The sequence below is a fragment of the Salinicola avicenniae genome (genome assembly GCF_023736115.1).
GTDB classification, from domain to species: Bacteria; Pseudomonadota; Gammaproteobacteria; order Pseudomonadales; family Halomonadaceae; genus Salinicola; species Salinicola avicenniae.
The window spans coordinates 292758-304849 of the sequence record NZ_JAKQZC010000005.1; the positions used below are offsets into that span (position 1 = coordinate 292758).

Annotated in this window: 15 protein-coding genes; 1 reads left to right on the forward strand and 14 read right to left on the reverse strand. The window is 62.4% G+C overall.

Translation table 11 applies throughout. From position 1 onward, the window contains the following. Nucleotides 1–2: 2 nt before the first annotated feature. From moaC to rutA, 14 genes are all read right to left on the reverse strand, one after another. Complete coding sequence (gene moaC / locus MC381_RS13450; RefSeq protein ID WP_251978259.1) at nt 3–797, reverse strand: cyclic pyranopterin monophosphate synthase MoaC; 795 nt, start codon at nt 795–797, stop codon at nt 3–5. Between the two features lie 119 nt (nt 798–916). Beyond that, nucleotides 917–1480, reverse strand: coding sequence for a molybdopterin-guanine dinucleotide biosynthesis protein B (gene mobB, locus MC381_RS13455; RefSeq protein ID WP_251978260.1), 564 nt, complete (start codon nt 1478–1480; stop codon nt 917–919). Next, nucleotides 1473–2090 carry a molybdenum cofactor guanylyltransferase MobA gene (gene mobA / locus MC381_RS13460; protein ID WP_251978261.1) on the reverse strand — a complete coding sequence of 206 codons (618 nt, stop codon included), beginning with the start codon at nt 2088–2090 and terminating at the stop codon, nt 1473–1475. The genes mobB and mobA overlap by 8 nt, the downstream gene beginning before the upstream one ends. A gap of 5 nt (nt 2091–2095) precedes the next feature. Continuing rightward, nucleotides 2096–2725, reverse strand: coding sequence for a uracil phosphoribosyltransferase (gene upp / locus MC381_RS13465; RefSeq protein WP_251978262.1), 630 nt, complete (start codon nt 2723–2725; stop codon nt 2096–2098). Between the two features lie 61 nt (nt 2726–2786). Beyond that, nucleotides 2787–3476 (reverse strand): uracil-DNA glycosylase, encoded by a 690-nt coding sequence (gene ung / locus MC381_RS13470; protein WP_251978263.1) that lies wholly within the window; start codon nt 3474–3476, stop codon nt 2787–2789. A 97-nt stretch (nt 3477–3573) separates the two neighbouring features. Further along, a complete protein-coding gene (gpt, locus tag MC381_RS13475) occupies nt 3574–4062 on the reverse strand; it encodes a xanthine phosphoribosyltransferase (protein WP_251978264.1) in 489 nt (162 codons plus the stop codon). Nucleotides 4063–4118: 56 nt separating this feature from the next. Continuing rightward, nucleotides 4119–4667: an adenine phosphoribosyltransferase gene (locus MC381_RS13480; RefSeq protein WP_251978265.1), complete on the reverse strand. Its 549-nt coding sequence runs from the start codon at nt 4665–4667 to the stop codon at nt 4119–4121. A gap of 104 nt (nt 4668–4771) precedes the next feature. Beyond that, nucleotides 4772–5380: a riboflavin synthase subunit alpha gene (locus MC381_RS13485; RefSeq protein ID WP_251978266.1), complete on the reverse strand. Its 609-nt coding sequence runs from the start codon at nt 5378–5380 to the stop codon at nt 4772–4774. A 373-nt stretch (nt 5381–5753) separates the two neighbouring features. Next, on the reverse strand, nt 5754–7265 hold the full coding sequence (locus tag MC381_RS13490) for an NCS1 family nucleobase:cation symporter-1 (protein ID WP_251978267.1): 1512 nt from the start codon (nt 7263–7265) through the stop codon (nt 5754–5756). A 39-nt stretch (nt 7266–7304) separates the two neighbouring features. Next, nucleotides 7305–7847 carry a flavin reductase gene (locus MC381_RS13495; protein WP_251978268.1) on the reverse strand — a complete coding sequence of 181 codons (543 nt, stop codon included), beginning with the start codon at nt 7845–7847 and terminating at the stop codon, nt 7305–7307. Nucleotides 7848–7901: 54 nt separating this feature from the next. Further along, on the reverse strand, nt 7902–8684 hold the full coding sequence (gene rutD / locus MC381_RS13500; RefSeq protein ID WP_251978269.1) for a pyrimidine utilization protein D: 783 nt from the start codon (nt 8682–8684) through the stop codon (nt 7902–7904). A 27-nt stretch (nt 8685–8711) separates the two neighbouring features. Then, the gene (gene rutC, locus MC381_RS13505) at nt 8712–9098 is read right to left on the reverse strand and encodes a pyrimidine utilization protein C (protein ID WP_251978270.1); all 387 of its coding nucleotides are present in this window, start codon (nt 9096–9098) and stop codon (nt 8712–8714) included. A 100-nt stretch (nt 9099–9198) separates the two neighbouring features. After that, on the reverse strand, nt 9199–9954 hold the full coding sequence (gene rutB, locus MC381_RS13510) for a pyrimidine utilization protein B (protein WP_264297440.1): 756 nt from the start codon (nt 9952–9954) through the stop codon (nt 9199–9201). Next, nucleotides 9951–11051 carry a pyrimidine utilization protein A gene (gene rutA / locus MC381_RS13515; RefSeq protein ID WP_251978271.1) on the reverse strand — a complete coding sequence of 367 codons (1101 nt, stop codon included), beginning with the start codon at nt 11049–11051 and terminating at the stop codon, nt 9951–9953. The genes rutB and rutA overlap by 4 nt, the downstream gene beginning before the upstream one ends. Before the next feature lie 388 nt (nt 11052–11439). On the opposite strand from rutA, the gene rutR reads away from it, so the two are divergent. Next, nucleotides 11440–12090 carry an HTH-type transcriptional regulator RutR gene (gene rutR / locus MC381_RS13520; RefSeq protein WP_251978272.1) on the forward strand — a complete coding sequence of 217 codons (651 nt, stop codon included), beginning with the start codon at nt 11440–11442 and terminating at the stop codon, nt 12088–12090. Nucleotides 12091–12092 lie beyond the last annotated feature (2 nt).

Sequence of the window (12092 nt, forward strand, 5' to 3'; positions counted from 1 at the left end):
GCTCATCCGCCCGTGACGGGAGGAAAGAACGCGACTTCATCTCCCGCTCTCACGCGCGTCCCGTCGTCGACCATTACCTGATTGCAGGCGGCAAGCACCCGCCGCTCTGCCAACAGGGAGAAGACCTCATCTTCGGCGATCAGCGCTCGCTTGATGCCGGCGATATCGGCCTGTTCAATCCGCGCCCAGGGCAGGTCGTGCTGCTCCCGCCCCAGCCGCTCCCGTAGCTCTGCCAGAAAGCGTACGGTGACAACCGGCGAGGCCGGCTGCCGCGTGACCGGGTCCAGCGGCGTACTGGCCGGGGCCACTGCGGGCGCGGCAACGGCCTCGCGGGACCAATCGCCGGAGCGCCCGCCGCGCTTCTCCTCGAGCCGTACCGCCTCGATCGTCATCGCCTTGTCGACAGCCTTACACATGTCGTAGAGGGTCAGGCAGGCCACGGAAACCGCCGTCAACGCCTCCATTTCCACCCCGGTACGACCATTGAGGCGGCAGTTGGCCTCGACGTGCACGCAGCTTTGAACGACATCCAGCGTGAATTCTACCGTGACCTTGGAGAGCGCCAGCGCGTGACACAGAGGAATCAGTTCGTGGGTGCGCTTGGCGGCCTGAATGCCGGCGATTCTGGCCGTGGCCAGCACATCACCCTTGGGCAGGCCGCCTTCCGCCAGTAGTGCCAACGTTTCGGGCGCCATGCGGATCATTCCGCAGGCGCGCGCCTCGCGGCGCGTTTCCTGCTTATCGGCCACGTCAACCATGTGGGCCTCGCCGCGCGCATTGAGATGCGTTAGCGTCATGCTGTATTCGCCTCATTGCTGAGTAAGCGGAAGTTTCTCATTACCAGTGTGGATGCTCGACGGATGTCTGTCATGCCAGACGATAGCGAAGCTGACGGCCTACCCGATCGTCGTTCAGGTCATGCCCCCCTACCCTCGGCAGCCCAGGCGATCATCCATTCGACAATGGCGTCGACATCGTCGATATCCAGGCGCACGACGGCTTCGGACACCGCTTCGAATTCAGAGGTCAGGCCCGGTTTGATGGCCAGGCCATGCACCCAAGGGTCATGTCGCGCCAGCGGCGGTTGCCCGAGCGGCTCCCTTACCAGCTCCAGCTTCGGCAATGGCCATGTCTTGAAGCCCTCGACCAGAATCAGGGCCGGCCCGAGTGCCGCCACTTGGGCCACCAGCGCCGGCAGATCCGGCTCATCGGCCCCCGGCGTTTCCATCATCAGCGCGTAGCGCTGACCCGACGCCACAACCATGGGAGCCGCCCCCGCCTGCCGCAGACGATGGCTATCCTTGCCCGGCGTGTCGATATCGAAAGCGTGATGCGCGTGCTTGATCACCGCCGTCGGCCAGCCCCGCGCGCGCAGCCTGGGGAGTAGTGCCTCGATCAGCGTCGTTTTCCCGGTACCGCTCCAGGCCACGATACCCAGAATCGGAATGCCGCCGGTCGGGAGATCATGCGCATCATGCATGGTCGGAAGGCTCCTGGCCGCGGCCGTCGCTCTCCGGCGCGCGCTCGACCGGCCGCTTCAGTGACTCGAGCGTATTCAGATTATGGAATCCCGCTCGGCAGTCACTCATGTCGAGCTCATGCCAGTCATGGCGCGCGTACCAGTCGATCGGTCGGCGGCCGCCGTCGGCGAGCCACTGGGCAAGATCCTCGCGCAGGGAACGCCGTATCAGCGCGACCAGCGGCTGGCGATGCGCGCCATCATGGACACTGACAATGTCGCCAGAACCCATGGCGCCCTGCAGGCGAGCAAGCGTGTCGAATGGGACAGCTGGCATATCGACCGGCATCACGAATAGCCAGTCATCTTGCGCCTCTCCCATGCCGGCCAGGACGCCCGAGAGCGGCCCCGCGAAGTCGGGCAAGGTATCCGCCACCACGGCGTGGCCCAGCGCCGCATAGCGCGCGTGATGCCGGTTGGCGCTGATGACCACGTGATGAACCTGCGAGCGCAGGCGGCCCAGCGCATGTACGACGAGCGGCTCACCTTGCCAAAGGGCCCAGCCCTTATCGATTCCCCCCATGCGCTGACCTCGACCGCCAGCCAGCAGCACCCCTGTCACTGCTGTCACGGGGTTCAACGCGTACCGAAAATCTTGTCGCCGGCATCGCCAAGCCCGGGCACGATGTAACCACTGTCGTCGAGCCGCTCATCCACCGCCGAGGTGTAGATCTCGACATCGGGGTGCGCCTGCTGCACTCGCGCGATGCCTTCCGGCGCGGCGACCAGCACGATCACCTTGATCTGCTGGCAGCCACGCTGCTTGAGCATATCCAGCGTAGCGACCATCGAACCGCCCGTGGCGAGCATCGGATCGATGACAATCGCCAGGCGCTCATCGAGCGCGCTGACGAACTTCTCGAAATAGGGTACCGGCTCCAGCGTCTCTTCATTGCGATACAGACCGACCACGCTGATGCGAGCGCTGGGGATGAGGTCGGTCACGCCATCCAGCATGCCGAGCCCGGCACGCAGGATCGGGACAATCGTCACCTTCTTGCCCTTGATCTGCTCGATCTCGATCGGCGAGCCGTTCCAGCCTTCCAGCGTCGCCGGCTCGAGTTCCAGGTTCTGCGTCGCCTCATAGGTCAGGAGCTTGGCGACCTCACAGGCCAGCTCGCGAAAGCTCTTGGTGCTGATATCGGCTGCACGCATCAGTCCCAGCTTGTGTTTGACCAGGGGATGGGCGATGTGGTGAACACTCATGGTCGGCGCCTTCGTAAAAATGAGAAACGTAACAGCGCCATTATACGCGAGGAGGCCGGTTTCAGGCGACGCTAGCGGGCAATTGCCATTCGATGGCGCCTCGGCCACGCCCGCTCAGGAACGCGTTGGCCTGCGAAAAATGACGCTTGCCGAAGAAACCACGATGCGCGGAGAGCGGAGACGGATGCGGCGCGTGCAGCACCAGATGACGCTGGCGATCGACGAAACTTGCCTTCTTCTGGGCATAGCTGCCCCAGAGCAGAAAGACAACCCCTTCGCACTGTTCGTTGATGACCTGAATCGCCCGGTCGGTAAACGTCTCCCAACCGCGATTGCGGTGGGAGCCGGCGTTGCCCTGCTCGACGGTCAACACGCTGTTGAGCAGCATGACCCCCTGCTGCGCCCAGCTCTCGAGGAAGCCATGGTTGACCGGCGTGGTGCCGACGTCCGTCGCCAGCTCCTTGTAGAGATTTTTCAGTGACGGCGGCGCCGGTACGCCAGGACGTACCGAGAAGCAGAGACCGTGAGCCTGGTTCGGCCCGTGGTACGGGTCCTGACCCAGAATCACCACCCGAACCTGCTCCAGCGGCGTCAGATCAAAGGCGCGAAACCAGTTCGATGAGTGGGGATAGATGACCTTATGTGCCGCCTTCTCGGCGGCCAGAAATGCGCGCAGGTGGCGCATGTAGTCGGCGTCGAACTCACCGCCTAGATGGCGGTTCCAGCTCTCCGGCAACGGCGACTGCGGCATGCTCGGTCGCTCCGTCATAGCGTAGCTTTGCGTGGAAATAGTGTTGCTTTGCGTAGAAATAGCGTGGCTTTACGTGGAAAATCGGCCCTGCGGACATTCACGACTTGGGCGGGCGCACCTGGTCGACCAGCGGTTCGACATAGGCATGCCCGAGATCCCAGGGAAACTGGATCCAGCAATCCTGCGCCACTTCGGTCAGGTACTGGTCCACCAGCGGGCGCCCTTCCGGTTTCGCGTAGACCGTCACGAAATGCGCCTTCGGCAGCATCTCGCGCACGGCGCGTGCTGTCTTGCCGGTGTCGACAAGATCGTCGACCAGCAACCAGCCGTCGCCATCGTGGTCGACGCCCTTCATCACGTCGAGCCCACCCTGGTCCTGATGCTCATAGCTCTTGATGCAGACCGTATCGATCAGTCGCACATTGAGCTCGCGAGCGATCAGCGCTGCGGGGATCAGGCCGCCGCGAGTGATCGCGACGATACCGGCAAAATCGCGCTCGACAAGCTGATGACAGAGGGCGCGCACGTCCCGATGAAGCTGATCCCAGGAGACCGTGAAATGTTGATGATAGCGATCGGCAGTCATGGCGTGTCCACCCGGTTGGAAATCGTCGTCACCGGCCGATGACGACAGCGCTAGCCTCACTCGTCTTCGTTGAAACTGCAGACGGAAAAGACACTGTAACCGGCATCCCGGATCTTTTCCGACCCGCCCAGTTCGGGCAGATCGAGGATCGAGGCCAGCTCGACGATATGACCGCCGCTGCGCGTGATGAGGGAGGCTGCGGCTAGCATGGTGCCACCGGTGGCGATCAGATCATCGATCAGCACGATTCGGTCGTGCTCGCGGAACGCATCTGAGTGCAGCTCGACCGTGGACTGCCCATACTCCAGAGAGTAGGTCTCGCTGATCGTCTTGAACGGCAGCTTGCCCTTCTTACGTACCGGCACGAAGCTGCAGCCCAACTCGTAGGCAAGCGGAGCGCCGACGATGAAACCGCGGGCATCGATCGCCGCAATCGCATCCACTTCCAGCTCCTGATAACGGTGCACGAAGCTGTCGACGAGCTTACGAAACGCCGCTCTATTCTGCAGCAGCGGGGTGATGTCGCGGAAGTTGACGCCCGCCTGTGGCCAGTCGGGCACGGTGCGGATGACCGACTTAATATAATCGCCGTAGATACTGCTCATCGAGAAAACTCCATTGGCCCGAGGGGACGCGCCGTCAGGTGTCATCATGGCGCAAAGGTCCGTATGTTACCCAAGCCGACAGCGACACGCGACCCGTCGGCGGTTCACTGGCGTGCAGCCAGTACACGTTCCACGGTCTGGACGATAGCCTGGGTCTGGGGATCGATCTCGATATTGACCCGGTCTCCCGGCATCCGATCACCTAGAGTCGTTCTGGCCAGCGTCTCCGGAATGAGATTGACGCAGAATCGCGCACCCTCGACCGCACCGATGGTCAGACTGATGCCATCGACTCCAATATAGCCCTTGTCGAACACGAAGCGCTCCAGCTGCGAAGGTAGCTCGAACCATAACCGGCGATTGTTCGGCGCTTCGTCGATTTCCGTCAATGTCGCCATGCCCATGACATGACCGGACATGGCATGACCGCCAATCTCGTCGCCGAAACGCGCCGCTCGCTCGAGGTTGACGCGTCCGCCAGGCTTCAGGGCCCCGAGATTGGTCAGGCGCAGGGTCTCGCGCATCAGGTCGAAGCTGACGTGCTCACCCTCGATTGCCGTCACGGTCAGACAGCAGCCGTTATGGGCAACCGATGCGCCCAGCGCCAGCCCTTCGCGCATGGCCGGCGACATGGCAACGACATGCGTATTGAGCTGCTCGCGCTCCTCGATGGCCACGACGGTGCCGATATCCTGCACGATGCCGGTGAACATGACGTTTGCCTCTCCCGCGTTGAATCTGAAGTCGTCGCTGCCGAAGCGCCGAGCGTCGTCGATCGCCAGGGCGATCACGCCACCGGTCGGCAACGGCGCGACAGTCTAGCATGACGCATGGCAAGCCAACGAAATTGACGACCCCGCGCGGTCTCTCTAAGATTGCGCGCAATCAATCGCGCCGATTTATCCCCGACTTGCAGGCGCGCCGGCCTGGCCGGGCAGTTTCGCTAAAGGGGTGTGTCCAGCGTTGATGGCCACCCGCACGGGTGGCCTTTTTTTATGCGGGTGTGCCAACGGATATCGACACAGCCCCCTGCCCGCCCCTCGGGGTCTCCAGCCGCACTCGCGCCGTGCTCACGACGCTCCATGCTCAGGACGCACCGACCCGTTCGACGACGGGCAGGTCGGCGTTGGCCTCCCGCGTCACGACGAATCGACATGCCAGGTAATAGACCGCGGCTCCCAGCAGAGAGCCCGTGAACCAGCCGTAGTCGTAGAACCAACGGCCGATACCCGTTGTCAGGGCGATGAGAGTCAACACGACCGGCACACCGAAAGCGATGAAGCCGGCCACGTTGATGGCAGGATACCGACCACCCTCCCGATACAGACTGATCACGTCCAGGCGCTGTCGCTTGATCAGGAAGTAATCGACCGCCATGATCCCGGCAATCGGCCCAAGCAGGCTCGAGTAGCCCAGCAGCCAGTTCGAATAGAGGCTCTCCATGGTGACATCCGACACGATGACGCCCGCTTTCTGCAGCAGGTCGTAGCCCATCAGCAGCGTGCCGACGAGCCCTGTCAGCAGTACGCCACCGGTACGATTGATCAGCTTCGGGGCGATATTCTGAAAATCGTTGGTCGGCGAGACGATATTGCCGGCGGTGTTGGTGGAGATCGTCGCGATCACAATCAGGACCATCGCTACTGCCACCCAGCCGGGGCTGTCGATGTGGCCGATCAGACTGACCGGATCAGCCACCGTCTCCCCGACCAGCGAGGCCGATGCCGCGGTCATCACCACGCCCAGCGCGGCAAAGAAGAACATCGTCAGCGGCAGCCCTATGATCTGGCCGACAATCTGATCCTTCTGGCTACGCGCAAAACGGCTGAAGTCCGGAATATTGAGGGAGAGCGTGGCCCAGAACCCCACCATCGCCGTCAGACCAGACAGGAAATAGGGGATCACCGAGTCATCGGCCGGACGTGAAGGAGCCCGCGCCATCAACTCGCTCAGAGAAACATGGGGCAGCGCCCATACCATCAGGCCCAGCGCCACAAGCAGCAATAGCGGAGCGGAGAGCGTCTCGAGCCACTTGATCGACTCCGCGCCCCGAATGACGACGTAAAGGTTCATCGCGGCAAAGAGGAAGAAGCCGATCACCTGTCCCAGCCCACCCAAGGTCTGCCAGGGCGGCACGATCGCCGACAACAGCAGATGGATCGCCAGACCGCCGAACATCGTCTGAATACCGAACCAGCCACACCCGACAAGCGCACGGATCAGACAAGGTACGTTGGAACCGCGGATCCCGAACGATGCGCGCAGCACGACCGGAAAAGGAATGCCGAAGCGCGTACCGGGAAAGGCATTCAACGTCAGCGGGATCAGCAGAATCACGTTGGCCAGCAGGATAGCGATCAGCGCCTCGCCGACACTCAAGCCGAAATAGGCCGTCAGCACGCCGCCGAGGGTATAGGTCGGCACACAGATCGACAGCCCCACCCAGAGTGCGGCGACGTTCCATTTCGTCCAGGTTCGCTCGCGTGCCTCGGTCGGCGCGATATCGTGGTTAAAGCAGGCGCTGTCGCGTACGTCATCGCCGAGGCTGAGTTCGACTTTGCCGTCGCGCTCGATCATGCGAGAAACGGAGGTTGTCATTGTTGGTCTCCCAATCCCGATATTGTGAATGGTGACCGCTCAGGCGAGGGAAGCGACCGGCGGCAACTGGTGATACTGCCTGTCGAAATAGAGCAGGCACTCGCGTTCGTCACAGGTAGTCATCGACACGATCTCGCCAAACAGTACGTCGTGCGTGCCGACCGTCACGCGTTGGCTGATGCGACACTCGAAGTGCGCCAGCGCATCCTCGAGCACCGGCACGCCGGTCTCTCGCGTGGTCCAGTCGGCTCGCGCAAAACGCGCCGCCATCGGCGTCTTGCCACCGAAGGTATTGGAGACATCGCGATGGTCGGCACCCAGCACGTTGACGCAGAGCGCCGGATTGTCGGCAAACGCCGAATAGGCTGAGGACCCTCGGTTGATACACACCAGCAGCGTCGGCGGCGCGTCGGTCACGCTACAGACTGCCGAAGCGGTGAAGCCGGCGCGCCCTCCGGGTCCATCCGTCGTGACGACATTGACCGCCGCCGCAAGCCTGGACATGGCGTCGCGAAACGCCGCCGAGGAGACTGCCTCGCGAGTCTCTAGTGTTTCCTCAGGAACTGCCATTGACATCATCATGATGGATCTCTCCTCGAGCCGGCGGCACGCCAGGCGGCCTACCGGCGCCGTGATTCAACGAGTTTCAGTGGCCAGGAATCCGGCGACCGCCGCATTGAAGGCTTCGGGGACGGTCACCGTCAGGCCGTGTCCGCCGTAGTCGAACAGGGCCAGCCGCGCATGCGGCAACCCCGCTGCCAGCCTCTCACTCCGGGTGTAAGGCACCAGCAGGTCATCGCGGGCGGCGACAACCAGCGTCGGGGAAGCGATCTCCGCCAGCCGCGTATCGATATCGAACGCGCGCAACGCGGCGATTCTGGCTGTCACATTCGCCTTACCCGGAAAGTGCACCAGCGCTTGCGCTTCTTCCTCTAGCAATCGGTCGTGATGCTCGGACAGCCAGTCAGCCGGATAGAGAAACAGGGGCTGCGCGTGAAGATAAGGCTGTACGCCACTGTCCTCGAGCAACGCCAGACGCACTCGGAAGCAGCGCTCGCTCTGCACATCGACTCGGCTCCAGGCGTTCACGACCACGAGGCGACCGATCCGCGCAGGCGCCAGCAAGGCCATCTGCAGGCCGACCAGGCCACCCAGTGCATGGCCCATGAAATCGACGTGCTCGATCTCCAACTGATCGAGCAGCGCCAGAGCTTCCCCAGCCATGTCATCGATCGTGTAGTCGTCGGGCAGCATTGCCGGGCTACCGCCAGTGCCAAGATGGTCATAGAGGATGATGCGATGCGTCTGCTCCAGCGCGGCGAGCTGCGGCCCCCAGAAGCGCCCGGCACCGCCGAGCCCGGCGGAAAGAAGCATCGTCGGCGCCTCGGACTCGGTTCGTCCCAGTATTTCGTAGTGCATATCAGGGCGTCTCCGAAAACGGCCGAGTCAATGCGGCAGATGCGCAATAGAAGCGATCTCGATCAGCGCCTCAGGCTTTACCAGGCCGCACTGAATGCAGTAGCGGGCCGGTTTGTCGCCCGGAAAGAACTCGGCGTAGACCGCATTGATGGCGGCGTAGTCTTCCCAATCGCGCAGAAAGATCGAGTTAAAGGTGACATCGGACAGGCTGCCGCCTGCCGTCTCGACCACGCTCTGAATCAGCGTGAGCACATGGCGCGTCTGGGCGCCAGCATCGCCGACATGGACCACGTTGTTCTCCTGGTCGAAAGGCAGCGTACCGGAGACGTAAAGCACGTTATCGGCCTGCGTGCCAGGAACGAAAGGTGCCAGCGGTGCGCCGGAACCGGCGGGAATGACGGAAGTCTTGGGCATGATGTTGTCCTCGATGGTGTTGTTTATGTTGTCTGTATTGTCTGGGATGCGTTCGCGTGTCTTGTCTTTATGTGGCGAGCAGGTGCTCATACCGGCACACTCAAGCCGGCTCGACGCGGTTCGTGGTCGCTTCGCGGCAGGCGGACTGGAACGCCGCGACGCTGGAAACCCAGCCGAAGAAGGTTTCGATATTGAAAATGGCACCGGCCTGCGCCGACGGCGGCCCCGCCTGATACGTTGCATCCTCGAGAACGGTGCCGAAGTACTCGAGGAAGAAACCATCCCGCAGGGTGGATTCCACGCAGACGTTGGTGGCGATACCGGTAAACAGCAGGTGATGGATACCGCGGGCGCGCAGGATGCTGTCCAGCGGTGTGTTGAAGAACCCGCTGTAACGGGGTTTGGGCAAAACGATATCACCCGCCTGAGGCTTGAGTGTCTCGACCAGCGCATAGTCCCAGGTACCGCGAGCCAGAAGCTGACCCTGCAGTTCCGGGCGTAGGCGCATCGTCTTGAGCGCGTTTGACTTGTGCCAGTTGGGAGACCCGTGACCGCCAGCTTCGATATATTCGGCGTCCCAGCCGTTCTGGAAGAAGATCACCTGAATGCCGGCGGAACGGGCAACGGCGATTGCCTGCGCGATGCGTTCGATCACCGGCTCCGTGGCCTCGACGTCGAAACCTGCCAGATCGAGATAGCCGCCCTTCGAAGCATAGGCGTTCTGCATGTCGACAACGATCAACGCGGTCTCCGAGCGCGGCATCGCAATCGCTTCAGGTCGCCCCGCCAGACAGATCTCGTCGCTGACCTTCGACACGCCCCGGCGCACGACCGGCGTGGTGCGCAAGTCGCTCATGACACCACCTCCGCTGGCGCCGGGCGAGACGCCACCTCGACACGCGTCTTCATCAATGGCTGCACCTTCTCCCCAAAGGTATCCAGCCCGACAAGAAAGTCGTCGAAGGTCAGCATCACGCCGCCGATACCTTCGACGGTATCGATCTCGTCGAGCATCGCCGCCACACTCTCGTAGGAGCCGACCAACGTCCCCATGTTGAAATTGACCGCCGACGTAGGATCGGTCATGTGGCGAACATTGGTATCCTTGCCGGAGCTCTTGTCCTGGCTGCCCTGGTCCGCCATCCAGTCCAGCGCTTCCTGATCCGCGCCCGCCTTGTAGTGCTCCCAACGCGCCATGGCGGCCTCGTCGGTTTCGTCGGCGATCACCATGAACAGCACGTAGCAGGCAATCTCGCGCCCGGTCTCCTGCCCGGCCTGGCACAGGCGCTCAGCGGTCTCGGCAAAGGCCGTGGGGGTGTTCAGCCCCTTGCCGAAACAGAAGCTGTAGTCGGCATGCTTGGCGGTGAACGCCATGCCGGCATTGGACTGTCCCGCGCAGACGATCTTCACGCCTTCCGGCGGCCGCGGGCTCAAGCGACAGTCGTCCATTTCGAAGAAGTCGCCCTTGAAATCACTGTGGCCCTGCTCGAGCAACTCGCGCATCACCGTGGTGTACTCGTCGAGATAGGCGTAGCGCTTGGCAAAGTACTCGTCGCCCGGCCACAGCCCCATCTGGCTATATTCCGGCTTCTGCCAGCCGGTCACCAGATTGATGCCGAAACGCCCAGGCGCAATGGAATCGATAGTGGAGGCCATGCGCGCGACGATCGCCGGCGGCATCACCAGCGTCGCGGCCGTCGCATAGAGATTGATCTTCGACGTCACGGCGGCAAGCCCCGCCATGAGCGTGAACGACTCGAGCGCGTGCTCCCAGAAATCGGTCTTGCCACCGAAACCACGCAGCTTGATCATCGACAACGCAAATTCGAAACCGTAGTGCTCGGCCTTCTGCGTCACCGCCTTGTTGAGTTCAAAGGTCGGCATGTACTGCGGCGCGTTCTCGGAGATCAGCCAGCCGTTGTTGCCAATGGGGATGAAAACGCCCAGTTGCATGGAACACCTCCTGGTCGATACGGATTGTCGAGCGCCGAGTCATCGGCGTCGGCCCATCCAACCTGTAACAACCGCCGTGCCAGGTCCGCGCAACATTCTCGTTTTCAAGGGTTTGCCGGGCATGGACGATCAGCGACAGGACCAAATGGTCCAATTGCCATTCCGCGCCCGCGCCAAAATGACGCACCCGACACGCTTTTCGCGCATGGACAGTGCATCGACCGGTTGGGGAGGAAGCGCTGGGACGTGAGAGTCTCGGCGCGAAGGTCGAAGGCGCGCTATCGAGAGCACCATGCTAGAGTGCCTTCACTCGCGCCCGGCACCGTCACGATCGGCGGCACATGCCGAGCCATTGACGGGATACGCAGGAAGAGATGTACCAACGCTCATGAGCCAGACACCCAACCCGCCCCCCGGCCGCCGCGCCACCAGCGAAGCCCGCAAACAGCGCATTCGCGATGCCGCCCTCTCACTGTTTTCTCAGTTCGGTCTGCGTGGCGCGAGCCTGGACGCGATCGCCGAACAGGCCGGCGTCTCCAAGACCAACCTGCTCTACTATTTCGTGTCCAAAGAAGCGCTCTATGTCGAGGTGCTGCAGCAAATACTCGACAGTTGGCTCGAGCCGATGCGCGCCTTCAATGCCGATCAGGCCGCGCACGAAGCGATTGCCAACTACATCTGCATCAAGGTTGCGCTGGCGCGGGACCATGTCCAAGCGTCTCGCCTGTTCTGCCTTGAGATGATCCAGGGTGCACCGCTGCTGAAAGCTGTGCTGGAAGGAGAGCTACGACAGCTGGTCGAAGAGAAGTCGCAGGTCATCGAGGCCTGGATCGAGCGGGGCCAGCTCTCCCCCGTCGACCCGCACCATTTGATCTATCTGCTCTGGGGGACAACCCAGCACTACGCCGACTTCGCAACGCAGATCGAAGCGATTTCCGGCCAGACGCTGTTGGACCCCGAGTTTTTCGAGGCGACGGTCGACAACATCCAGCGCATCGTACTGAATGGACTGTTGCCGCGCCCCCGCTCTCCCGAGTGAAC